We start from the raw sequence: 24,551 nt of genomic DNA on the forward strand, positions 1-24,551 counted from the left end.
TAGCCGACATCTGCAAAGTTAACCGGCAACGGCTAGCTGACCTGAAACCCCGCAGTCTCTGGGCTTGCGGGGTTTTTATTTGTGCTGATGCGAGTACATCGGTGTAGGTCAAACAGAGAAAAAAGCGGATTTTTGGTGCGCGCGTTTCGGCGCCATTTGCACTGTTAGCCCTGTTAATATCTCCAGCAATTGGGATGTGCGTGCATCGGCCAAGGACGAACAGGATCAAAGAATGCTCAAGCTCGAAGACATCAAGAAAGACGCACAGGTTAGGGGGATCCAGGCGGATGAGATCGTGCGTGTCGTCACGGTCGAGCCTGTTGGCGACAATGCCATTACCGTCTACTTCAAGGACAGCCAGGGTCGCCTAGGCGAGCAGATGCTGTTCCGCTCGGACGAGGTGCGCCTAGAGCTTGCTCAGGCTGGCAGGCCTTGGTCGTTTGATGCTCCGGGTGCTGATTTTAAGCTTGGATTGGAAGCCTATCGGATCAATCTGGCGCACCTGTTCGATCCGATGATGGCGGTGCACACGTCCAACGTAGATCCTCTCCCCCATCAGATTTCTGCTGTTTATGAGTCCATGCTGCCTCGCCAGCCGCTTCGCTTTGTTCTGGCTGACGATCCTGGCGCAGGCAAGACCATTATGGCTGGACTGCTGATCCGCGAACTCCTGATGCGTTCGGATGCCAAGCGAATCCTGGTGGTGTCACCTGGCTCCCTGACCGAGCAGTGGCAGGATGAACTTTTGGAAAAGTTCGGCGTGAAGTTCGAGGTCTTCAGCCGTGAGAAGCAGGAGCAATGCGCCTCGGGCAACTACTTCGAGGAGACCAATCTGCTGATCGCACGCCTCGATCAGTTGTCCCGCAGTGAAGAGTTCCAGCAGAAGCTCAAGAACACTGAGTGGGATCTGATCATCGTCGACGAAGCCCACAAGCTCTCCGCCAACTATTTCGGCAGCAAGGTGAATAAGACCAAGCGCTTCGAACTAGGTGAGCTGCTCGGTTCCATCACCCGTCACTTCCTGTTGATGACCGCCACACCACACAACGGCAAGGAAGAGGACTTTCAGATCTGGCTTTCGCTGTTGGATGGAGACCGCTTCTACGGCAAATTCCGCGAGGGGGCGCATAAGGTCGATGTCTCCGACATGATGCGCCGTATGGTGAAAGAGGAGTTGCTGAAGTTCGACGGCACTCCCCTTTTCCCCGAGCGCCGTGCCTATACAGCCAACTACGAGTTGTCTGACCTTGAAGCCGCGCTGTACCACGAAGTCACCGAGTACGTGCGCAACGAAATGAATCGGGCTGACCAGCTCGATGGTAAGCGCAAGGGCACCGTAGGCTTCGCCCTGACGCAGCTTCAGCGTCGTCTTGCCTCCAGCCCTGAAGCGATCTACCAGTCGCTCCAGCGGCGTCGTAAACGCATGGAAAATCGCCTGGAAGAGACCAAGCTGCTGGCTCGTGGCCAGGGAGTGGCCAGCACGCTGGGCGAATACCATGTGAAGAAGCAGATTGAGCTTCCCGATAGCTTCGACGAGCTGGACGAGGAGCTCAGTGCTGATGAGTACGAGCTGTATTCGGAACAGGTCGTAGACCAGGCCACAGCTGCGGAAACCATTCCCGAGCTTGAGGCTGAGATCTGGTCACTGAAGGCTCTGGAGGCGAAGGCGCTTTCGGTGGTTCAGTCGGGCAAGGACAAGAAGTGGGAGCAGCTCTCCTGCTTGTTGCAGGATAAGCCTGAGATGTTCACCAGCAGTGGCAGCCGCCGCAAGCTGATCATCTTCACCGAGCACCGCGATACCCTGAATTACCTGGTTGCTCGAATTGGGAACATGCTGGGCAAGCCCGAGGCTGTCGTGACCATCCATGGGGGTACTAACCGCGATGAACGGCGCAAGATTCAGGAGGAGTTCCGCAACAACCCCAATGTCCTGGTGCTGATTGCCACCGACGCAGCGGGCGAAGGCGTGAACTTGCAGAACGCCAACCTGATGGTCAATTACGACCTCCCCTGGAACCCAAATCGTCTTGAACAGCGCTTTGGTCGTATCCACCGCATTGGCCAGACAGAGGTCTGCCACTTGTGGAACATCGTTGCCAATGAGACCCGAGAGGGTGAAGTGTTCCAGAAGCTTTTCGAAAAGCTGGAGATCGAGAAGCAAGCCCTAGGCGGCAAAGTCTTCGATGTACTGGGCGAGGCGTTTGACAATATCTCGCTGAAGGATTTGTTGATCGAGGCCATCCGCTACGGTGATGCGCCGGAGACCCGTGCCAAGCTCACTCAGGTCATTGATGGGGCTTTGGATACCGACCACTTGAAGGAAATCTTGCGCCGCAACGCTTTGGTCGAGCAGCACATGAGCCTGGCTGACCTCTACGCAGTGAAAGAGGAAATGGAGAAGGCCGAGGCACGCAAGCTTCAGCCTTACTTCATCCGCGCCTTCTTCACCGAGGCTTTCACCTCGCTGGGTGGTGAAATGCGCCCTCGTGAGTCCGGTCGCTACGAGATTCGTCATGTGCCGGCAGGCCTACGTGAACGAGATCGCGTGATCGGCGAGAGCCGTACGCCCGTGTTGAAGCAGTACGAGCGAATCTGCTTTGAAAAGCAGCATGTACGGCTACATGGCAAACCCATGGCCGATCTGATTCACCCTGGTCATCCGTTGATGATGGCCAGCACCGACCTGATCCTCTCGGCACATCGCAGCAAGCTCAAGCAAGGCGCGATTCTCGTTGACCCTAATGACGACGGCATTCAACCCAAGGTGCTGTTCATGATTGACCACAGTGTTCGGGAGAACCTGTCTCAGAACACTGCTCAGGCCAAAACCGTTTCCCGCCGTTTGCAGTTTGTCGAGATCGATCAGCATGGCAACACTATCAACGCTGGCTGGGCACCTCACCTAGACCTGCTACCCATCGAGAATGCGGATCGCCAGTTGATTGGTGATGTGTTGTCAGCTCCATGGATTACCCAAAATCTTGAAGCTCTGGCGCTGCATCATGCTTCCGAACATTTGGTTCCGCAGCATTACCAAGAGGTTAAGGTTCGACTTGAGCGCCAGGCGGATAAGATTCTTGGGGCAGTGAATGAGCGCCTGGTGAAGGAGATCAACTACTGGTCGGATCGCTTTATCAAGCTCAGCGAGGATGTCAGCGCGGGTAAACAGCCGCGTATGCAGCCAGAAAATGCCCGTCGCCGTGTAGATGAACTTACCGCTCGCCTCAGCCAGCGCAAGAGTGAGTTGGAGGCGATGAAGAATGTGGTATCGAGCACCCCAGTTGTCCTGGGTGGTGCCTTGGTCATTCCGGCTGGCTTACTGGCACAGCGTAAAGGCGAAACTACCTTCTGTGCCGATGCCGAAGCCCGTTCGCGCATTGAATGGGCAGCAATGAACGCAGTCATTGCTGCTGAGAAGGCCATGGGCCATGAGATTTTTGATGTGTCGGCACAGAAGTGCGGCTGGGATATCACAGCCCGTCCGCCTGTTGGGCCGGACAATGCCCTGCGCGATGATCGTCATATCGAGGTCAAGGGGCGGGCCAAGGGTGCCACTACCGTCACAGTGACCAAGAACGAGATCTTCTCCAGCTTCAACCAGGGCGAGAAATTCATCCTCGCCATCGTCTTGGTGGACGGTGATCAGGTCGATGGCCCCTACTACATCAAGCACCCGTTCAAGACCGAGCCTGAGTTCGGTGTAGCCAGCGTTAACTACGATCTGCAAGAGCTGCTTGGCCGCGCCATTCAACCAGAGGCCAGCCTTTGAGCAGCAGTAATTTTTCACAGCGCACAAAGAGAGACGCCCCAGAGCTTTCGCTACCGGGGCGTCGGGCCAGCGATGCTATCGCTGGCGGGGTTAGTGCGCGGATTATGGTAACGCGTGACCTGGCTGTCAAGCGAACCACTGGCTTGGGAGCCTCGTAATGCAGCGTGTTATTGCCTATGTGGACGGCTTCAATCTTTACTTTGGGTTGAAGGATAGTCAATTCAAGAAGTACTACTGGCTTGATTTGCCAGCCATGGCAACTGCTCTGCTCAGGCCAGACCAGCAGCTGGTGGCAACGCACTATTTCACGGCCCGCATTCGGACAAACGGTCGCAATGCAGATGATGCCAAGCGCCAGACGACCTATATCGATGCGCTGGCTGCGCAATCCAATTTGACCGTTCACAAAGGTCATTACCTGGAGAAAACCCAGCGCTGCAAAAGCTGTGGGGCTTCCTGGAAGGTATACGAAGAGAAAATGACCGACGTGAACATCGCCGCTGAAATGCTCGCGGATGCCTATGAAGATCGCTTCGATACTGCCTTTGTTATCTCTGGCGACAGCGATCTGACTACACCTATCCAGCAGGTACGCAAGCGCTTCCCGAACAAGCGGTTGATTGTGGTCTTCCCGCCCAATCGCCAATCCGCGCAGCTCAAGAAAGCAGCCAATGGCTACCTCTCCATTGGTGAAGACAAGCTACGTCAAAACCAATTGCCAAATACTGTGATGACTTCCAGTGGCTTTGCCCTGCATCGCCCAACCCACTGGAAATAAGGAATTTTCGATGTATCCCATTAAAACCCCCAAGAAGCTGATTGAGGTGGCCCTGCCACTTGATGCCATCAATGTGGCTGCGGCTCGTGAAAAATCCATCCGCCATGGCCACCCCAGCACTTTGCACTTGTGGTGGGCGCGTCGTCCTTTGGCCGCAGCACGAGCCGTGATTTTTGCGCAGATGGTCAATGACCCCGGATTTGAACGTCATCTAGGCCGTGGGGTGAACAAGGAAAAGGCTGCCGCCGAGCGCGAGCGGCTGTTCAAAATCATCGAAGAGTTGGTGCAGTGGGAGAACACCAATAACGAGGAGGTTTTGGAACGAGCGCGGGCTGAAATCTGGAAGAGTTGGCGCGAGACCTGTGAGCTCAATAAAGGTCATCCGCAGGCTGCTGAGCTGTTCAATCCGGAAAAACTGCCTGGCTTTCATGATCCCTTTGCTGGTGGCGGCGCATTACCGCTTGAGGCACAGCGGCTGGGCCTGGAAAGTTACGCGTCCGACCTTAACCCGGTGGCGGTAACCATCAATAAGGCGATGATCGAAATTCCGCCGAAGTTTGCCGGTCGCGCGCCGGTCGGGCCGGAAATCGATGCCGGCAAGGGCAGTAAGAAACGCGCAACCCGTGATGCTTTTGAAGACTGGTCGGGTGCCAAGGGACTTGCCGAAGATGTGCGTCGCTATGGCGCCTGGATGCGCGAGCAGGCACAGCTGCGTATTGGTCACCTGTATCCGCATATCGAAGTTACTGCTGAGATGGTCTCTGGACGCCCGGATCTGAAGGCCTATCTGGGCGAAAAGCTCAAGGTGATCACTTGGCTATGGGCTCGCACGGTAAGAAGTCCTAACCCAGCATTCAGTCATGCTGAGGTACCTCTGGCCTCTACTTTTATCCTATCCAGTAAGGAGGGAAAAGAGGCCTATGTTGAGCCTATAGTAGATGGTGGCAGCTATCGATTTACCATCAAACAGGGGACACCGCCGGCATCTGCAAAGAACGGTACAAAACTGTCACGCGGTGCGAATTTTCAGTGCCTGCTGTCCGATACGCCGATAGAACCGAAGTATATCTATAGCGAGGCCAAGGCTGGGCGCATGGGCGAGCGGCTGATGGCAATTGTCGCCGAAGGCACGCGTGGCCGAGTTTATTTGGAGCCTACGGTAGAGCAGGTTTCTATTGCGCAGCAGGCGCAACCAGAGTGGAAGCCGGAAGTGGAGATGCCGGCCAACCCGCGCTGGTTTTCGCCACCAGCCTATGGCCTGAACACTTATGGCGATCTGTTCACTCCCCGCCAGCTTGTTGCGCTGACCACCTTCTCCGACCTGGTGCAGCAAGCCACTATCCGCGTGCGCGAGGATGCTTTAGTTGCCGGAATGGCCGATGATGGATTGGGGGTGGATCAAGGCGGTGTTGGGGCTACGGCTTATGCTCAGGCTGTGGGTATGTACCTAGCCATTGCCTTGAGCCGTTTGACAGATATCTGTAATGCTTTATGCCGCTGGGAGGTTACCAAAACGCAGGTTCGGAATTTGTTTGGCCGACAAGCAATTCCAATGCTGTGGGACTTTGCAGAGAACAATGTCTTTGGTGAGGCAGCCGGTGACTACATCATTAGCCTCGGAAATATGGTCAAGGCTATTGTTGAACTACCAGCTAAAAAACATGGTTTTGTGGTGCAGGCCGATGCTCAACGACAGACCGTAAGCGCAGCCAAACTAATATCTACTGATCCGCCGTACTACGACAATATCGGCTATGCCGATCTTTCCGACTTCTTCTATGTTTGGCTGCGCCGCTCACTGCGCCCGATTTTTCCAAGCCTTTACGCTACTTTGGCTGTGCCCAAAACCGAGGAGTTGGTGGCTACCCCGTATCGACATGGCAGCAAGGATAAGGCTGAAGTATTCTTTCTTGATGGTATGACTGCCGCCATGCACAACCTGGCGGAGCAGGCTCATCCAGCTTTTCCGGTAACTATCTACTACGCCTTCAAGCAGGCCGAGACTAAGGCTGAAGCTGGCACATCTAGCACCGGCTGGGAAACCTTCCTTGCTGCTGTGCTCAAGGCAGGTTTTGCTTTAACCGGAACTTGGCCAATGCGAACAGAGCTGAGCAACCGCATGATCAGCTCTGGCACCAACGCGCTGGCCTCCAGCATCGTACTGGTCTGCCGGCCTCGTGCTACAGACGCACCAACTATTTCTCGTCGCGATTTTATTCGTGAACTTAATAGCACCCTGCCAGATGCGCTGGCAGACATGACTCGTGGCGGCATCAACTCTCCGGTTGCTCCAGTGGATCTGTCCCAGGCCATTATTGGCCCTGGTATGGAGGTGTTCAGCAAGTACAGCGCCGTAATTGAAGCCAACGGTAAGCCGATGAGCGTGCGGACGGCGCTGCAACTGATCAACCGCTTTATCGGTGAGGATGATTTCGATCATGACACCCAGTTCTGCTTGGCCTGGTTCGAGCAGCATGGCTGGGCCGAAGGTAGGTATGGCGATGCCGACGTTTTGGCGCGAGCCAAGGGCACTAGCGTTGGTGGTTTGATCGAAACCGGTGTAGTGGACAGTGCAGGTGGTGATTTACGGCTACTGAAGTGGGCCGAAATGCCTCGGGATTGGTCTCCGGAAAACGATAGCCGCTTGGCTGTGTGGGAAGGCCTTCATCAGTTGATACGCGCTCTCAACCAGGATGGCGAATCCGCTGCGGGTTCCCTGCTGGCCCGTATGCCTGATAAGACAGCCAGTCTGAACGCGCTGATGTACCGCCTCTACACCTTGTGCGAGCGCCAAGGATGGGCCGAAGAGGCCCGTGCCTACAACGAACTACAAGGCGCTTGGGCCGGTATCGAACAAGCTAGCCAAGAAGCTGGGCATGTTGGTAGCCAGGGTGCTCTGGATATTTGAGGAGATCAGACATGGCTGCTGCACATGAGGTGACAGTCGATGAACTCTGGAGTCTCATCACGAAGGAAATTACCGGTATCCAGGTGGTATGGGAGGTCGCCAACAGCCTTTATTTCCAGCCACACAGTGAGGGTTGGAGCAGGCTAGGTCAGGATGCACCATTACTGTTTGGATTGACGCAGACGGTTTATGTCGAGTCGTTGTTGATGCGAGTAGCCCGCTTGATGGATCCGGCATCGAGCGGGAAAGGCGGTCACCAGCAGAATCTGAGTTTGTCGCGTTTGGTTGCGTTGGAGTCGAACTTGAGCGCTGATGAGGCGACTGTTCGCGGGGTTTGGGATGGCTCTGGACTCAAGCAGGTTCGCGATAAGTACCTGAGCCATAACGACTTGGTGCGGCAGCTTACGGTGGATCACTCGGTGAACATTCCGCTGACGGCTGAAGACATCAGGGGGCTCAGGCAACTGGTAGATGGGTTACTGGCGTTTCAACAGGCTGTAAATCCGAAGCTACGCCACACAAGCTATCTGCATGAAGGCCTGACAGTGTGCGTGCAGGCCGAAGTCAACGTACTGAACAATATGATCTTAGGTGGTGAGCAGTTTTTCGAGTTGCTGCCTGAACATGAATGTTTGCAGCAGGCCTGGGGGAAAGTGAGGCATGGTTAATCTCCCTTCGGTCAGTCTGCTCAGCGAACAACCCGATATGTTCTGGAAAATCAACTTCACCGCGCCTTTGAGCGCGTCTGTAGGCATGTGAGCAGCGGACTGTTGTCACATGCTTCGGCTGTAGAGGATAAAAGGAATGACTCTGAAACCATGGCGTGAGATCGCCGAGCCCCATGAAGATGTGCGCAAAGGCACGTTCGTTCAGGCTGAATTCGCTGCTGACATCACCCGAGTGCACACCGGTACGGCTTCGCCCGAGTACCAGAACCCGACGCTGTTCTTCGAGCGCACCTTCATCACCGAGGGTATGGCGTTGCTGCTGGACTCTGTGGTTAAGCGCTTGGCGGGCAAAGGTGGCGATCCCGTCATTCAGCTGCAAACCGCATTCGGTGGCGGTAAGACCCACACCATGCTGGCGGTTTATCACTTGGCCAGCGGCAAGGTGCCTGCCAGTGAAATGCCTGGCATCCCCAATATTATCGACAAGGCTGGGGTTAGCGAATTGCCGCGTGCACGTATTGCCGTGCTCGATGGGATCAAGGCTTCGCCAAATCAGCCGGTTCAGCATGGCTCCGTTCAGGTTCACACCCTGTGGGGTGATCTGGCTTGGCAGCTGGGCGGCGAGGAGGGTTATGCACTGGTGGCCAATGCAGATCAGTCCGGCACCTCTCCAGGTAAAGATGTTCTAGAGCAGGTGCTGAAGCTCCATTCCCCCTGCGTCATCCTGGTTGACGAGCTGGTGGCCTATATTCGTCAGTTCGAAGAAGGTAAGGCTCTCAGCGGTGGCACCTTCGATTCCAACTTGAGCTGCATCCAAGCACTAACTGAAGCCCTGAAAGCGGTTCCCACTGCGGTGATGCTGGCTTCGCTGCCGGAGTCAGAAAAAGAAGCGGGCAGTCAGCGTGGTGTTCGTGCTCTGGAGTCGCTGTCCCATTACTTCGGTCGTGTACAGGCCCTGTGGAAGCCGGTTGGTACAGAAGAAGCTTTCGAAATTGTTCGGCGCAGGCTGTTTAGCAATATCTCGGATCGCCTGGCCGCTGAGAAGGTGTGCCGTACGTTCGCCGATTACTACATTGCGAACAGCGCTGAGTTCCCTGCGGAAACTCAGGAAAGCCGTTACTACGAGCGCCTGCTACACGCCTACCCGATCCACCCTGAAGTCTTTGATCGCCTGTACGAGGACTGGTCAACGCTGGAGAATTTCCAGCGTACCCGTGGCGTGCTGAAGATGATGGCCAAGATGATCTTCAGCTTGTGGAAGGACGGTAACAACGATCCGCTGATCATGCCGGGCAGTCTGCCGTTGGCCGATCCTGATTCACGTAACGAGGTCACCTACTACCTGCCGCCTGGTTGGGATCCGGTGATGGAGCGTGATATCGACGGCCCGCGCGCCGAGACCGTTGCTATCGAAAATCACAATGCCCGCCTCGGTAGTGTGCAAGCCTGTCGTCGTACTGCACGTACCATTTTCCTTGGTAGCGCTCCGACTACTTCAGGTCAGGTACTGCGTGGTATCGAGCTGATGCGAATCATGCTGGGCACTGTACAACCAGGTCAACAGGTTGGTTTGTTCAAGGATGCTCTGCGCAGCCTGCTGGACAAGCTGCATTACCTGAACAACTCCAATAACCACTACTGGTTCGATACGCGCCCGAACCTGCGTCGTGAAATGGAGGAGCGCAAGAAGCGCTACAAGGACAAGGAAGATGTCTTCCCTGCTATTCGCAAGCGGGCCCAGGAGAGCTTTGCCGGTGGGTTGTTTGGTGGCATCCATGTGTTTACCGACAGCGTGGATGTACCGGATGACTGGCAGCTGCGTTTGGTGGTGCTGTCGCCGGATGCGGGGTACAGCAAAAGTGGTACAAGCCAAGCCATTGTGAAGGCCGGCGAGATCCTGAAGAACCGTGGCGACCAGCCTCGTGGTAAGCAGAATCGACTGATTTTCTTGGCCGCTGAACAGGACAACGTCAGCCGACTGAAGGATCAGGTGCGCACCATGTTGGCATGGGAGTCCATCGTCAACGACTACAAGGACAACCGCATCACCCTGGATAACCTGATGGCGAGAAACGCCACAGCCAGCCTCGATCAGGCCAAGGAAGCGCTCAAGCGCATGATCCGCGAAACCTATAAGTGGTTGCTGGCACCCGTCCAGACAGCTGTGGCAGGTCGTGGTTTGTCAGACATTCAGTGGGAGCATTTCCCGGTCAATCCAGGTGCAGCCAACCTGACTCAGGAAATTGAGCGGGTGCTCAAAGAGAATGAGCTGTTGATCACCGAGTGGGCGCCCTACCACCTCGCCAACATGTTGAAGACTTGGTTCTGGAAGGATGAGACCAAGGAAGTGGTTGCTCAGGAGGTGTGGCAGAAGAGTTGCTGCTACTTGTATCTCCCCCGACTGCGTGACAGCACTGTATTTCTTAACACCTTGAGTGTTGGCTTGGAGAGCGGTGATTTCTTCGGCGTTGCCCAAGGTAAGGATGGTGATCGCTACCTGGGCTTTGTCTTCGCCAAGTCCGCCCTGGTTACCCTGGATGCTTGCGAGATCATTGAACCGTCAACAGCTGCTGCCTATGCCGAAAAGCTTCGGAAGGAGAAGGAAGAGGCTGAGCTGGCCAGACGCAAAACTCAGGAAGAGAGCGATGCTCATAAGCCGGACTTGAAGGGAGATGGTGGCGCTGAGCCTGAGCCACAGGGCGGGAGCAGTGGCTCAAATGATCCGGTTGAAGAGATCAGCAAAGCCTTGGCCACACAGTTCTATGCGTCCACCAGCTTAGATCCTGTGAAGGCAAAAATGGACTTTGCGCTGCTTGTTGACGAGGTCGTACAGCAGTTCACCGCCAAGCTGGGTGTGGATGTGAAGATCTCTGTTGAGATTCAGGCGACCAGCAAGGCTGGCTTCGATGATGGATTGCAGCGCGCCGTTAAGGAGAACTGCAACGTCTTGAAATTCAGTTCGGCGGAGTTCGAGTAGGACACACCAACTTGAGAGAGTGAAAAGCCCCGTTTGCGGTGAGCAGCGGGGCTTTTTGCATCAGGGATCAGAGCCAGTGAGGAGGAATTTCGATCTGGAAGTTCTTGGCCACGATGTTGAGCGTACTCATGATCTCAGCATGTCGGGCCTGGTCGGCAGGTTGCCAGGCTGCGCGTCGATCCAGCAGCAGCTTCAGTTCACCGAGGTTGTACATTCCCAGTCTGTGGAAATTCCCCCAAGTGGGCATGCCGAACAGGTTGTAGATCACGACGGTTGAGTCGCGCTCACTTGCCAGGCGTTTTTCTCCGGTGATCCGTTCAGCGGCTGCTTCCGCTTCATCGCGGTCGTCGTAGGTGTTGAGCAGTTTCATTCGAATAGCGGTAATGGCGAGTCTGGGGCAGGGCTTATTCTGCTTACGGTAAACAAAGATCAGCAGCTCCTGGTTTGATGGCTAGGTGCGGCTGTCCTCAGCGAAGTGGGCCTCAATAGCTTCAGCCAACTCTGCCAGCGCATCCTCTAGCCGAGAGTCATGGCGCTGGTCGCCGCTCTGGGGTTTGAATTCTTTGCAGTGGTGCAGGAGTGCTTCTGCGTCGTTCCTGTTGAGATCGAGGGTGATCATTTAATGGTTTCCCGAGACAAAGACGACCTTACAGGTCATTCTGTATGCAGCGCCTAGTGGCACTGTGTGGGGCCTATCTCGGTTAAGGTAGGCCCTGGAGCCGCAGATCAGTGTTGAAGCCAGCCTTCAACAGCTTCAGCCCCGTACTGCTCTTTCCACTGTTTCAGGATCTTATGATTGCCGCCTTTGGTCTCGACGATCTCACCGTTGTTGGGGTTGCGATAGACCTTGGTTTGGCGAGCGCGGCGACCGCTGGTGGTTACCGGTTTAGCCTGGGAGGTGCGAGCTTGTGGATCCAGGATCGTGATGATGTCCTTCAGGGATTTTCCGTATTCGGCCATCAAGCTGCGCAGTTTGTCTTCGAAAGCCATCTCATGCTTCAGGGCTTCGTCGTTCTTCAAGGCATCAAGTTGAGCCAGTTGCTCTTGCAGGGATTTTTCGAGAGCGCGGTATTCAGCGAGTTTGGACATAAATTCCCCCGATCAGAGATGCTCGGTCGCGACCTGCGGAAAAGCTCGATGAGGGCCTACCACGACGGCGGGATGTACGCCGATCAAGCGTACGACGATGATCAAGGTGGCCCGCTCTATGTCGCTGGGGATGAGGGCGTAGAACTGGAGCCCATCAGTTCTGCTGAAGAGGCTGAGGCCAAGAAGCAGGCGGCTGAATTGTTCCGCAGTATTGGTAGTAAGGGCGCTTTCGGCATGATGGATTCAACTACAGGGAGTTTCGTATGAGTGCTCAGCCGCAAAACCTGAATGTCGCCATGTTCATTGATGCGGACAATGCGCCAAGCCGCAAGATAGGGGACGTTCTCGCTGAGCTCGCTTCCTACGGTTCGGTGTCCATTCGCCGAGCCTATGGCAACTGGAAGAACCCATGCCTGGATCCATGGGGCAAAGTGCTGCATGAGCATGCAATTCAGCCGATTCAGCAGTTCGATCTGGTTAAAGGTAAGAACGCGACGGACATGGCCATGGCTGTTGATGCCATGGATGTGCTGTTCAATAAGCCCGTCGATGTCTTCTGCTTGGTTTCGTCCGACTGCGATTTCACCCCACTAGTCATGCGACTGCGGGCCGAAGGCAAGCAGGTCGTGGGTTTTGGTGAACGCAAAACGCCTGAGCCTTTCGTGAATGCGTGCTCACGATTTCTGTATGTTGATCAACCAGAGCTGACGGATGACCAGGTCGGTGCTCTGATCACGCATCTGGAAAAAAGCTTGGCAGTTGAAGACTCAGGGCTCGTGCCTGCTCCCGAGAGAAAAACCTGCAAGGAACTCAAAGGTGATACCAAGCTAATGAATCTGCTTCGCAACGCGGTCGCATATGCAGAGAGCGAAGATGGCTGGGCCTCTTTGGCAACGGTGGGTAGTCGGATCGGTAATCAGGCTTCGTTCGATGCCCGGAACTACGGTTATCCACGTTTGGTAGACCTTTTTGCGGCCATCGATCTTTTCGAGATGAAGCGAGTTAACAATCACCCTCAGATTAGGTACAAGAGGCGATCTGCTACTTCAGTGGCCTAACCTTTTCGCTGAGACCACATATAGCTGCTATAGCGAATGGCTTACATGGCCTGACGTTGTTGGCCGCTTCCTGCATGGCCTTGTGAGCACTAATCTGGCCCCATCCACTGAGCAACGGATGTGCTCGGCATCAAGGATGATTGGCCATTGCTAGGACGCATCGACAGGATGTTGGATGGTCAGGAAAGAACCCGCTTCGGCGGGTTTTTTGTTTCCTGAAAAATGGGTCGGGCATGTGGGGTGCGTATAACGGGCGCTATGTTCAATAGTGCCCCGCTGCGGACAGGGTGCTGGCGACCACTTCAGCATTATGTGGCTACCGGGCACCTGGGGTGTGGTGCCGCAGTCAGGAGGCACTTGGTCGGTGTGTTACTGGCGGGGGTGCCAACCCGCTTGCCAAACGACGGCTACCCTGTCACTGTAAATACGAATGTCATTACAGTGAGGGCCGCACCATGGCGTCCATCAATATCCGCATCGACGACGAGCTTAAGGCGCGTGCTTATCAGGAGCTGGAAAAGCTTGGCGTCACCCCCTCTGAGCTGATGCGCCAGGCCTTGCAGTATGTAGCCGAGCGCGGACAGCTGCCATTTCGCCCGGTGCTGATGACCGAGGAAGATGAAGCGTTAATCGCTACGGTTCGTGAACGCCTGGCCGCTCCGCAGCGCGTGAAGGTTGCGTTGGATGATCTATAGCCTTGAGTTTGATGCGCGGGCACTGAAGGAATGGCAAAAACTGGGTGATACCGTTCGCCAGCAGCTGAAGAAAAAGCTCGCTGAGGTGTTGCTGAATCCGCGCATTGAAGCCAATCGGCTCCATTCGCTGCCGGACTGCTACAAGATCAAGCTGCGCAGCAGTGGTTATCGCCTGGTGTACCAGGTGCTTGACCACGAGGTGGTGGTGTTTGTGGTCGCGGTTGATCGCCGTGAGCGCGAGCAGGCCTATCGCAAGGCAGCCGAGCGTCTTAAATAGTGGGCTCAGCTGTTCCCCTATGACTGAAAGGTGGTCTCGGCACGATGAGTGGTGATGATCTGCTTGAGCATCTACGGGCCGAAAATGCGCGATTGATCGCGCTGTTGGACGCGCATGGTGTTGAGTGGCGCTTGCCTGACGAGCCGCCGCTAGTTGAACCGACTAGCCCGCCTCCACTGATAAGTTCGAGTCTCGACACGGATGCCAAGTTGGCGTTGTTCAGGCGACTGTTTCGGGGCCGTGCCGATGTGTTTCCCGTGCGCTGGGAAAGCAAGGCCGGTAAATCGGGCTACTCACCGGCGTGCGCCAATGAATGGCGTCCAGGCGTGTGTGAGAAGCCACGGATCAAGTGCGGAGACTGCTCGTTCCGCCAACTCCTGCCGCTGACTGATCAGGTGCTCTACAAGCATCTGGCGGGAGAGATTGTTATCGGCGTTTACCCGTTGCTGCCAGACGACACCTGCTACTTCCTGGCAGTGGATTTTGACGAGGCCGATTGGCGCGCGGATGTCATGGCGTTCGCTCAGTCTTGCCGCGAGTTGGGTGTGCCGGTGGCCCTGGAGATTTCCCGCTCCGGTAACGGGGCGCATGCCTGGATTTTCTTCGAGCGTAATGTCCCCGCCTATGAGGCGCGCCTGCTCGGCTCCGCGATCATCAGTCATACCTGCGAGCGCACCCGGCAACTGACGCTGAGCTCGTATGACCGACTGTTTCCAAATCAGGACAGCATGCCCAAAGGCGGCTTTGGTAACTTGATTGCCTTGCCCTTGCAGAAGCGAGCTCGCGCGCTCAACGGCAGTGTTTTTGCCGATGAGACGTTGGTGGCCTATCCCGACCAATGGGCATTTCTGGCCAGCATTCAGCCTATGCCCGTGCAGGATATTGCGCCGAAAACCCTGCTGGCCACTGGAGGTCGGCATCCGTTGGATGTCACCGCAGTAGCGGATGACGAGGAGTCGAAACCCTGGCAGCGCACAGCGGAAAAGACTCAGAAGTTGGCTTGTCCGTTACCCGAGTCAGTGAACGTTACCCTGGCCAACCAGATCTATTTCGACAAGTCCGAACTGCCCCAGCCATTGGTCAACAAGCTCATCCGCTTGGCGGCCTTTCAGAACCCCGAATTCTACAAGGCACAGGCCATGCGTCTGCCTGTGTGGAACAAGCCCCGGATCATTGGTTGCGCGGAAAACTTTCCCCAGCATATTGCCTTGCCCCGTGGCTGCCTGGATGACGTGCGGGCATTGCTGCATGACAACGGGATTGAGCTGGTGCTGCACGATGAGCGCTTCGCTGGAGAGCCCATCGATGTCCACTTTGCGGGCACGCTACGCCCGGATCAAGAGGCTGCTCTCGAAGGCATGTTGGCGCACGACACCGGCGTCCTCTGTGCGCCCACTGCTTTTGGAAAAACCGTCACGGCTGCCGCGCTGATTGCCCGGCGTGGTGTGAACACGCTGGTGCTGGTGCACCGGACGGAGTTGCTCCAGCAGTGGAAGGAGCGGTTGCAGGCGTTTCTGGGTGCAGACAAAACGAAAGTCGGCACCATCGGCGGTGGTAAGACCAAGCCGACAGGCATCATCGATATTGCCGTAATGCAGTCCTTGTCGCGGCAGGGCGAAGTCAGCGAGCAGGTGAAAAACTACGGGCTAATCATCGTAGATGAGTGCCACCACCTGTCAGCCTTTTCGTTCGAGGCCCTCCTCAAGGCTACTGGGGCTAAATATGTGGTGGGGCTGACTGCTACACCCATACGTCGTGATGGTAAGCAGCCGATTATCTTCATGCAGTGCGGGCCCATTCGGCATACCGCGAGCCGGCCCGAGAGTGCTCCTACTGATTTGGCCGTGACTCCTCAGTGGTTGTCACGACCAATCGTCATGCCTGAAGGAGCAGGCATCCAGGATGTTTTCTTGCAGGTGTGCAACGACACGGAGCGAACAGCCAAGGTTGTTGTCGAGGTCGGAGAGGCTTTTGACCAAGGCCGGAAGATCCTGGTGCTGACAGAGCGAACGGATCACCTCAGTGCCATTGAGGAGCAGCTGGTTGGCCGGGTCGAGAATCTATTTACGCTGCATGGGCGGTTGTCCAAGAAGCAGCGCACTGCCCTAATCGGCGAGTTGGAAGCACTGCCACCCGATGCACCACGGGTGATCCTGGCGACTGGGAAACTGGTCGGAGAGGGGTTCGACCATCCGGCATTGGATACTTTGGTATTGGCCATGCCGGTTTCCTGGAAGGGCACTCTCCAGCAGTATGCGGGCCGCCTGCACCGGGAACATGCGAGTAAGGCTGATGTGCGCATCATCGACTTCATTGATGCCGGACATCCTGCTTTGCTGCGTATGTGGAGCAAGCGCCAAGCGGGTTACAAGGCGATGGGCTATCGATTTGCTGATTCGTCCAGCTCAATGGAGCTGTTGGCAAAGGGCTAATGAGCCCTTAAACCGCCACCAAGCTTTCCGTCCGTCGGAGGTGGAAAGTGGCTGTTTCCTATGCGGTGGATTCGCCGTAATCTGGGCTGCATTGACAGGTTGTCAATCCAAGCCGTGGCTTGAGGCCTGCCTCCACCACGTCGGCTGTCTTACCGAAATGTAGTGCTGCACGCGGCTCGATTCAGGGGCTTGCGGAAAATGACACTAATTGCGGTCATTTCGACAGAAAATGTCATTTAATGTGGCTCAATCATGCCAATAATTGTGCCCATTTCGCGTGTAAGTTATTGATTTATATAGAGCGGTGAATGACACCTTTGTCGCCCCTCGACATGCGGTGCGTGTAGATCCAGTGTGATGCAAAAGGAACCCCGGCCTCGGCCGGGGTTTTCGTTTTCAGCATAGACAGATCGAATCGGCGCGACTGTTTTAATCAATTTCGGAATATACCTACTGCGGAGTAGAGTTTGCCTCATTCGAGTCATTCATCTTAAGAGCCCTAAGGGCTAATACACTTTGACGGGGTATGTCGCCAATGTTGGATTCCAATCTCAAGACCCAGTTGAAAGCCTACCTGGAGAAGGTCACCCAGCCCTTCGAGATCGTCGCGTCCCTCGATGACGGCGAGAAATCCCGGGAGCTGCTGAGCCTGCTGCAGGACATCGCTGGCCTCAGCGACAAGATCACCTTGAAGACCGACGGCGACGATGCGCGCAAGCCGTCGTTCTCGCTCAACCGCATCGGCGGCAACATCAGCCTGCGTTTCGCCGGCATCCCCATGGGCCACGAATTCACCTCGCTGGTGCTGGCCCTGCTGCAGGTCGGCGGGCACCCGTCGAAGACCGCACCGGAAGTCATTGAGCAGATCAAGGCACTCGACGGCGACTACCGCTTCGAAACCTACTTCTCGCTGTCCTGCCAGAACTGCCCGGACGTGGTCCAGGCGCTGAACCTGATGGCCGTGCTCAACCCGAACATCAAGCACGTGGCCATCGACGGCGCGCTGTTCCAGGACGAAGTCGAAGCGCGGCAGATCATGTCGGTGCCGAGCATCTACCTCAACGGCGAGCTGTTCACCCAGGGCCGCATGAGCGAGCAAGAGATCCTCGCCAAGCTCGACACCGGTTCCAGCGCCCGTGATGCCGAGAAGCTCAAGGCCAAGGACGCCTTCGACGTGCTGGTGGTGGGCGGCGGCCCGGCCGGCGCCGCAGCGGCCATCTACGCCGCGCGCAAGGGCATCCGCACCGGCGTCGCGGCCGAGCGCTTCGGCGGTCAGGTGCTGGACACCATGGCCATCGAGAACTTCATCTCGGTGAAGGAAACCGAAGGCCCGAAACTGGCCCGCGCGCTGGAAGAGCACGTGCGCGAGTACGAGGTCGACATCATGAACCTGCAGCGCGCCAGCCAGCTGATCCCGGCCGGCGAAGACGGCCTGCACCGCGTCAGGTTCGACAATGGCGGCGAGCTCAAGGCCAAGACCCTGATCCTCGCCACCGGCGCGCGCTGGCGCGAAATGAACGTGCCGGGCGAGCAGGAATACCGCGGCCGTGGCGTCGCCTACTGCCCGCACTGCGACGGCCCGCTGTTCAAGGGCAAGCGCGTGGCGGTGATCGGCGGTGGCAACTCCGGCGTGGAAGCGGCCATCGACCTGGCCGGCATCGTCGCCCACGTGACCCTGCTCGAGTTCGGCGAAGACCTGCGTGCCGACGCCGTGCTGCAGCGCAAGCTCAACAGCCTGCCCAACGTCCGCGTGCTGAAGATGGCGCAGACCACCGAGGTCAAGGGCGACGGCCAGAAGGTCACCGGCCTGGTCTACAAGGACCGCAGCAGCGAAGAAATGCACAGCGTCGAGCTGGAAGGCATCTTCGTGCAGATCGGCCTGCTGCCCAACAGCGAATGGCTCAAGGGCACCCTGGAGCTGTCGCGTTTCGGCGAGATCATCGTCGACGCCAAGGGCCAGACCAGCATCCCCGGTGTGTTCGCCGCCGGTGACGTGACCACGGTGCCGTACAAGCAGATCGTGATCGCCGTCGGCGAAGGCGCCAAGGCCTCGCTGAGTGCCTTCGATCACCTGATCCGCACCTCCGCGCCGGCCTGATCGGGCTCGGCAAACAAAAAGGGGAGCAACCCTGAGGTTGCTCCCCTTTTTCGCGTTCACGGTCGGCGTTGCTTCAGCCGGCGTATAGCACGCAGCGATTGCGCCCGCCGTGCTTGGCCTGATAGAGCGCCTGGTCGGCCTGTTGCAGTAGGCGTTCGTAGTCGGGGTGACCGTCGTGCACCGCCATACCGATGCTGACCGTCACCTGCAGCACCTCGCCGCTGGACAGGCGGAAGTGCTCGCGGGCGATGCGTTCGCGCAGTTTCTCGGCAGCCGCCAGCGCCTTGTTGGTATCGATGTCCACCAGCACCAGCAGGAACTCTTCGCCCCCCAGGCGGAACGCATAGTCGCCGCCGCGGGTGTTGCTCGCCAGAAGCGCGCCGACCTGCTGAAGAATCTGGTCGCCGGCGTCGTGGCCATGGGTGTCGTTGATCCGTTTGAAGTGATCGACATCGATGGCGAGCACACCGAAGGTGTTGTTCGACTGGCGCGCGTAGAGCACTTCCTTGGCCATCACCACCGGCAGGAATTTTCGATTGAGCAGACGCGTCAGGACATCACGGCCAGCCTCCAGATCGTTGGCCTGCTCGAACAGGCTGTCGAGCAGAAACTTGATCGAGCGCGTCTGCTCGCGGATCTGATGCAGCTTGCCCAGGCGTCCGGCGGCATCGTCCAGCGTGGCGATGACCTTGAGCTCTTCATCGATCTGCGTGATGTAGTCGAGGATGCTCGCGCTCTCCGGCGAGCCCTGGAAGGCATGGGAAGCCTTGTGGCGGAACCACAGGCCGAACTCGGAGCCGGCCAGCTGCGGCAGCGTGCCGGTGAGGTTGCCGATGGCCAGGTCGAACATCAGCTGGTTCTCCCAGTCCAGCAGTGCCGCGCGCTGGCGCTCCTTCTCGACACCGATGTTCTGCGACACGGAGAACAGCCGATAGGCTTCCTCGGCTCGCGAGTTGCGGTCATGGGACTGGGAATAGGCGAAGCAGATGATCTCCACCGCCAGGTCGATCAGGTCGGCCCCCATGCGCGCGGCCTTGCGCCTGATCGGCTCGGCGAGCTCGCGTTGTTCCAGCAACTGGCGCAGGCGACCCTTGAGCGAGCGGGAGCCGCGCAGCACCAGGCTGACCGGTATCTCGATACGCGCGTGGATGTCGCCGACCTTGCGCTGCAGGTCGATCACGGCATTAAGGTCGCTGTGGGCCGTCGATGAACAGACCGTCACGATCCACTTCTGCATCGATTTGCCGAGGCGGTTCTTCACCTGATCGTGGGACAGGAAGCTGGCCGAATGGGGATCGGCGAGCATCTGCGAATAGAAGTGCTCGGCCAGTTCCTGGCTCTTCTCGGCGGTCACCGCCTGCAGAGCGGCGGCGGCTTCGGCCGGATAGCCGTCCAGCAGGCGCAGCCACTCGGCGACCAGCTGATGGTTGGGTATTTGCTGCATAGGGACTCGCTAGGTTGGGCGGGCGTCCCTGCCGGCCCCGGCGTTGATCAGTGGGTCGGACGACCCTCTACTTCGAGCTGACTGACTTGCGCGTTGACCCAGTCTTCGGCGCGCTGGTTGAGTTCGGCGACAGCGCGCGGGCCTTCGCTCTCGGCCATCATCGGCGGGCCGATGACCACCTGGATGGTGCCGGGGCGCTTGCCCCACCCTGCCTTGGGCCAGAACAAGCCGGCGTTGTGGGCGATCGGCAGCACCGGCAGTCCGGCATTGACTGCCAGCGCCGCGCCGCTGCGGGAGAACTTGGCCGGCTGGCCGACCGGTACACGGGTACCTTCCGGAAAGATCAGCACCCAGGCGCCCTGCTCCAGTCGCTCGTGACCCTGCTTGGCGACCTGGCGCAGCGCCGCCTTTGGGTTGTCGCGGTCGATGGCGATGGGCTTGAGCAGCATGATCGCCCAGCCGAAGAACGGCACCCGCAGCAACTCGCGCTTGAGCACCTGGGTCAGCGGCTCGAAGTAGGCCGAAAGAAAGAAGGTCTCCCAGGTGCTCTGGTGCTTGGCCAGGATCACGCAGGGACGCGCCGGTACGTTCTCCGCTCCATGCACTTCGTAGCGCAGGCCGACCAGCGTCTTGCCCAGCCAGATGGCGCAGCGGCACCAGTTCTGCACCACGAAGCGATAGCGGGCGCGAAACGCCATGAAGGGCGCGAACACCAGACTCACCAGGCACCAGACGAAGGCGGTGAAGGCCAGCAGGAAATAGAACAGCACGATGCGGAGGGGAAACAGGAGGCTCATCGAGAACTCTCGAGTAGATGATCGACTACGGCGGCCAGGTCATCGAATACCTGCGTACCCGGCGGCAGCGTACCTTCCAGAGTGCGCAGGCCCTTGCCGGTCCTGACCAGGTAGGGGACGCCGCCCAGCAGCATGCCGGCATGCAGATCGCGATGGCTGTCACCCACCACCGGAACGCCCTTGAGATCGGCCAGGCCGAAGTGCTCGGCGATGGTGCGAAACATCCCGGGCTTGGGCTTGCGGCAGTCGCAACCATCGTCCGGGCCGTGCGGGCAATGCACGATCAGGTCGATGCGCCCGCCCTGCCCCATCACCAGCTGCTGCATCTTGAAATGCATGTCGCCGAGGGTGCTCAGGTCGAACTTGCCGCGCGACACGCCGGACTGGTTGGTGGCCACCGCCACCGTCCAGCCGGCCTTGCACAGCCGTGCGATCGCCTGCAGCGAGCCCGGGATGGGAATCCACTCGTCCACCGACTTGACGTACTCGTCGGAGTCCTCGTTGATCACTCCGTCGCGGTCCAGCACGATCAGCTTCACGGGCTTAGCCAAGTGCGGAAATATCGGCAACGCCAAGGAACAATCCTCTCAGCCGGGCCAGCAAGGCGTAACGGTTGGCGCGTACCGAAGCGTCTTCGGCGTTCACCAGCACCGCCTCGAAGAAGGCATCCACCGGACCACGCAGGTGCGCCAGACGCTCCAGAGCCTCACGGTACTGGCGTGCGGCGGCCAGCGGCTGCACGGCCTGTTCGGCCTGCTGGATCGCCGAATACAGCGAGAACTCGGTGGCGTTGTCGAACCAGCGCGGCTCGACCGCTTCCGGCAGCTTGGCCTCGAACTTGGCCAGCAGGTTGGAGACGCGCTTGTTCGCCGCGGCCAGCGCCTCGGCTTCCGGCAATGTGCGGAAGGCCTGCACCGCCTGCACGCGCTGATCGAAGTCCAGCGCCGAACCGGGCTGCACGGCACGCACCGAGAGGTAGGCAGCAACGTCGACACCCTCGTCCTCGTAGCGCGCACGCAGGCGGTCGAAGATGAACTCCAGCACCTGATCGGCGAGCCCGGCTGACTTGACCTGCGTACCGAACTGGCCAATGGCGAAGTTCACCGCTTCGACCAAATCCAGATCCAGTTGCTTCTCGATGAGGATGCGCAGCACGCCGAGGGCGGCACGGCGCAGGGCGTAGGGGTCCTTGGAGCCGGTCGGTAGCATGCCGATACCGAAGATCCCGACCAGGGTGTCGAGCTTGTCGGCCACGGCCACGGCCGCGCCAGTGAGTGTGCTCGGCAGTTCGCCGCCCGCGCCGCGCGGCATGTACTGCTCGTTCAATGCCAGCGCCACGTCTTCCGGCTCACCGTCGTTGAGCGCGTAGTAGTAGCCGGCGATGCCTTGCATTTCCGGGAACTCGCCAACCATTTCGGTGGCCAGGTCGCACTTGCAGAGCAGGCCGGCGCGCGCGGCGCGCTGCTTGTCGCCACCGGTACGTTCGGCGATCAGCCCGGCCAGGCGCGAGACGCGCTCGGCCTTGTCATACACGGTGCCGAGCTGGGCCTGGAACACCACGTTTTTCAGGCGATCGTTGAAGCTGTCGAGCTTCTGCTTCTTGTCCTGCTTGAAGAAGAACTCGGCGTCGGTCAGGCGCGGACGCACGACCTTCTCGTTGCCGGCGACGATCTGCGCCGGGTCCTTCGATTCGATGTTGGCCACGGTGATGAAGCGCGGCAGCAGCTTGCCGTTGGCGTCCAGCAGGCAGAAGTACTTCTGGTTGTCCTGCATGGTGGTGATCAGCGCTTCCTGAGGCACTTCGAGGAAGCGTTCCTCGAACGAGCAGACCAGCGGCACCGGCCACTCGACCAGCGCGGTCACTTCATCGAGCAGCGCCGACGGCACGATGGCCGTGCCGTTCTGCTCGGCAGCCAGCTGCTCGACGCGCTTGGCAATCAGTTCACGACGCTCGGCGAAGTCGGCGATCACATGGGCGCCACGCAGGTCTTCCAGATAGCTGGACGGCTTGGAAATGTGCACCTGACCTGGGCTATGGAAGCGGTGGCCGCGGGATTCGCGACCGGCGCGCTGGGCGAGGATCTCGCAATCGATCACCTGCTCACCGAACAGCATCACCAACCACTGGGTCGGGCGGACGAACTCTTCCTTGCGTGCAGCCCAGCGCATGCGCTTGGGGATCGGCAGATCGTTCAGCGAGGCCTCGACGATGCCTGGCAGCAGCTGGGCGGCAGGCTGGCCCTCGATGGTGCGGCTGAACTTGAGCTTCGGCCCGCTGCGATCGATCTCGGCCAGATCCACGCCACACTTGCGGGCGAAACCCAGGGCAGCCTGGGTCGGCTCACCGTGGGCGTCGAAGGCGGCCTGCATCGGCGGGCCGTCGAGGTTGATGCTGCGGTCCGGCTGCTGGGTGGCCAGCTGCTCGACCAGCACGGCCAGGCGACGCGGTGCGGCGTAGGCCTGGGCCTTGGCAAAGCCCAGGCCGGCGTCCTTCAGGCCCTTCTCGATACCGGCGCAGAAGGCTTCGGCCAGCTTGGCGAGCGCCTTCGGTGGCAGTTCTTCGGTACCCAGTTCGACGAGGAAATCCAGTGCACTCATTCTGCAGCCTCCAGCTTGGCCAGCACTTCGTCACGCAGTTCGGGGGTGGCCATGGGGAAGCCGAGTTTGGCGCGGGCCAGCAGGTAGCTCTGGGCGATCGAACGGGCCAGGCTGCGCACGCGCAGGATGTACTGCTGGCGCGCGGTGACCGAAATGGCGCGACGGGCATCGAGCAGGTTGAAGGTGTGCGAGGCCTTGACCACCATCTCGTAGGCCGGCAGCGGCAGCTCGGCGGCCATCAGCCGGTTGGCTTCGCTCTCGTAGAAATCGAAGAGTTCGAACAGCTTCGGCACATTGGCGTGCTCGAAGTTGTAGGTCGACTGCTCCACCTCGTTCTGGTGGAACACATCGCCATAGGTCACGGTGCCGAACGGACCGTCGGCCCAGATCAGGTCGTAGACCGAGTCGACACCCTGCAGGTACATGGCCAGGCGCTCGAGGCCATAGGTGATTTCACCGGTGACCGGGTAGCACTCGACGCCGCCGACCTGCTGGAAGTAGGTGAACTGGGTGACTTCCATGCCGTTGAGCCAGACTTCCCAGCCCAGACCCCAGGCGCCGAGGGTCGGCGATTCCCAGTTGTCCTCCACGAAGCGCACGTCGTGCACCGAGGTGTCGACGCCGATGCGGCGCAGCGACTCCAGGTACAGGTCCTGGATGTTGTCCGGGTTGGGCTTGAGCACGACCTGGAACTGGTAGTAGTGCTGCAGGCGGTTGGGGTTCTCGCCGTAACGGCCGTCGGCCGGGCGGCGCGAAGGCTGGACGTAGGCGGCGTTCCAGGTCTCGGGACCGATGGCGCGCAGGAAGGTGGCGGTGTGGAATGTACCGGCGCCCATTTCCATGTCATAGGGCTGCAGGACCACGCAACCCTGCTCGGCCCAGTAGCTTTGCAGGGCGAGGATCAGGTCTTGGAAGGTGCGCACGGCAGGCGTAGTCTGGCTCAAAATTTCACCTGTGCTGGGC

General features: G+C 58.5%; 19 protein-coding genes. 11 read left to right on the forward strand and 8 right to left on the reverse strand.

Annotation, left to right across the window (positions count from 1 at the left end):
- Nucleotides 1-232: 232 nt before the first annotated feature.
- The 5 genes from VF716_RS09025 (at nt 233) to VF716_RS09045 (ending at nt 11,100) form a co-directional block, all read left to right on the forward strand.
- A complete protein-coding gene (locus tag VF716_RS09025) occupies nt 233-3,769 on the forward strand; it encodes a helicase-related protein (protein ID WP_213918366.1) in 3,537 nt (1,178 codons plus the stop codon).
- A gap of 157 nt (nt 3,770-3,926) precedes the next feature.
- Entirely contained in the window at nt 3,927-4,547 is a 621-nt protein-coding gene (locus VF716_RS09030; RefSeq protein WP_213918364.1) for an NYN domain-containing protein, read from the forward strand.
- Nucleotides 4,548-4,557: 10 nt separating this feature from the next.
- Nucleotides 4,558-7,455 carry a DUF1156 domain-containing protein gene (locus tag VF716_RS09035; RefSeq protein ID WP_213918362.1) on the forward strand — a complete coding sequence of 966 codons (2,898 nt, stop codon included), beginning with the start codon at nt 4,558-4,560 and terminating at the stop codon, nt 7,453-7,455.
- 11 nt (nt 7,456-7,466) lie between these two features.
- Complete coding sequence (locus VF716_RS09040; protein WP_213918361.1) at nt 7,467-8,123, forward strand: AbiU2 domain-containing protein; 657 nt, start codon at nt 7,467-7,469, stop codon at nt 8,121-8,123.
- Nucleotides 8,124-8,259: 136 nt separating this feature from the next.
- Nucleotides 8,260-11,100 (forward strand): ATP-binding protein, encoded by a 2,841-nt coding sequence (locus VF716_RS09045; protein WP_279640682.1) that lies wholly within the window; start codon nt 8,260-8,262, stop codon nt 11,098-11,100.
- Nucleotides 11,101-11,167: 67 nt separating this feature from the next.
- Here the strand turns inward: VF716_RS09045 and VF716_RS09050 are convergent, their stop codons facing one another.
- The 3 genes from VF716_RS09050 to VF716_RS09060 all read right to left on the reverse strand — a co-directional run bounded on the left by VF716_RS09050 (nt 11,168) and on the right by VF716_RS09060 (nt 12,189).
- Nucleotides 11,168-11,470 (reverse strand): hypothetical protein, encoded by a 303-nt coding sequence (locus tag VF716_RS09050; RefSeq protein ID WP_020308341.1) that lies wholly within the window; start codon nt 11,468-11,470, stop codon nt 11,168-11,170.
- 81 nt (nt 11,471-11,551) lie between these two features.
- Nucleotides 11,552-11,719: a hypothetical protein gene (locus VF716_RS09055; protein ID WP_170915849.1), complete on the reverse strand. Its 168-nt coding sequence runs from the start codon at nt 11,717-11,719 to the stop codon at nt 11,552-11,554.
- Nucleotides 11,720-11,826: 107 nt separating this feature from the next.
- Nucleotides 11,827-12,189 (reverse strand): histone-like nucleoid-structuring protein, MvaT/MvaU family, encoded by a 363-nt coding sequence (locus VF716_RS09060; protein WP_020308339.1) that lies wholly within the window; start codon nt 12,187-12,189, stop codon nt 11,827-11,829.
- 72 nt (nt 12,190-12,261) lie between these two features.
- Between VF716_RS09060 and VF716_RS09065 the strand changes: the two genes are divergently transcribed.
- From VF716_RS09065 to ahpF, 6 genes are all read left to right on the forward strand, one after another.
- Nucleotides 12,262-12,456 (forward strand): hypothetical protein, encoded by a 195-nt coding sequence (locus VF716_RS09065; protein ID WP_193748144.1) that lies wholly within the window; start codon nt 12,262-12,264, stop codon nt 12,454-12,456.
- On the forward strand, nt 12,453-13,247 hold the full coding sequence (locus VF716_RS09070) for an NYN domain-containing protein (RefSeq protein WP_014818488.1): 795 nt from the start codon (nt 12,453-12,455) through the stop codon (nt 13,245-13,247). Before VF716_RS09065 ends, VF716_RS09070 begins: the two co-directional genes overlap by 4 nt.
- A gap of 455 nt (nt 13,248-13,702) precedes the next feature.
- Nucleotides 13,703-13,942 (forward strand): type II toxin-antitoxin system RelB/DinJ family antitoxin, encoded by a 240-nt coding sequence (locus VF716_RS09075; RefSeq protein WP_003284884.1) that lies wholly within the window; start codon nt 13,703-13,705, stop codon nt 13,940-13,942.
- On the forward strand, nt 13,932-14,219 hold the full coding sequence (locus tag VF716_RS09080) for a type II toxin-antitoxin system RelE family toxin (protein WP_014818489.1): 288 nt from the start codon (nt 13,932-13,934) through the stop codon (nt 14,217-14,219). Before VF716_RS09075 ends, VF716_RS09080 begins: the two co-directional genes overlap by 11 nt.
- Nucleotides 14,220-14,263: 44 nt before the next feature.
- On the forward strand, nt 14,264-16,651 hold the full coding sequence (locus VF716_RS09085) for a TOTE conflict system archaeo-eukaryotic primase domain-containing protein (protein WP_020308336.1): 2,388 nt from the start codon (nt 14,264-14,266) through the stop codon (nt 16,649-16,651).
- Between the two features lie 535 nt (nt 16,652-17,186).
- The gene (ahpF, locus tag VF716_RS09090) at nt 17,187-18,749 is read left to right on the forward strand and encodes an alkyl hydroperoxide reductase subunit F (protein WP_279640683.1); all 1,563 of its coding nucleotides are present in this window, start codon (nt 17,187-17,189) and stop codon (nt 18,747-18,749) included.
- Between the two features lie 73 nt (nt 18,750-18,822).
- On the opposite strand, the gene VF716_RS09095 is transcribed toward ahpF, so the two are convergent.
- The 5 genes from VF716_RS09095 to glyQ are packed head-to-tail and all read right to left on the reverse strand — an operon-like array spanning nt 18,823 to nt 24,532.
- Entirely contained in the window at nt 18,823-20,193 is a 1,371-nt protein-coding gene (locus tag VF716_RS09095; protein WP_014595308.1) for a GGDEF domain-containing protein, read from the reverse strand.
- A 47-nt stretch (nt 20,194-20,240) separates the two neighbouring features.
- Nucleotides 20,241-20,990, reverse strand: coding sequence for a lysophospholipid acyltransferase family protein (locus VF716_RS09100; protein WP_106442579.1), 750 nt, complete (start codon nt 20,988-20,990; stop codon nt 20,241-20,243).
- On the reverse strand, nt 20,987-21,529 hold the full coding sequence (gene gmhB / locus VF716_RS09105; protein ID WP_440552674.1) for a D-glycero-beta-D-manno-heptose 1,7-bisphosphate 7-phosphatase: 543 nt from the start codon (nt 21,527-21,529) through the stop codon (nt 20,987-20,989). Before gmhB ends, VF716_RS09100 begins: the two co-directional genes overlap by 4 nt.
- A gap of 4 nt (nt 21,530-21,533) precedes the next feature.
- Nucleotides 21,534-23,588, reverse strand: coding sequence for a glycine--tRNA ligase subunit beta (gene glyS / locus VF716_RS09110; protein WP_440552541.1), 2,055 nt, complete (start codon nt 23,586-23,588; stop codon nt 21,534-21,536).
- Nucleotides 23,585-24,532 carry a glycine--tRNA ligase subunit alpha gene (glyQ, locus tag VF716_RS09115; RefSeq protein WP_003284253.1) on the reverse strand — a complete coding sequence of 316 codons (948 nt, stop codon included), beginning with the start codon at nt 24,530-24,532 and terminating at the stop codon, nt 23,585-23,587. The genes glyS and glyQ overlap by 4 nt, the downstream gene beginning before the upstream one ends.
- Between the last annotated feature and the right edge of the window lie 19 nt (nt 24,533-24,551).

It is taken from the genome of Stutzerimonas sp. Brlt_14 (assembly GCF_051948915.1).
Classification (GTDB): domain Bacteria; phylum Pseudomonadota; class Gammaproteobacteria; order Pseudomonadales; family Pseudomonadaceae; genus Stutzerimonas; species Stutzerimonas stutzeri.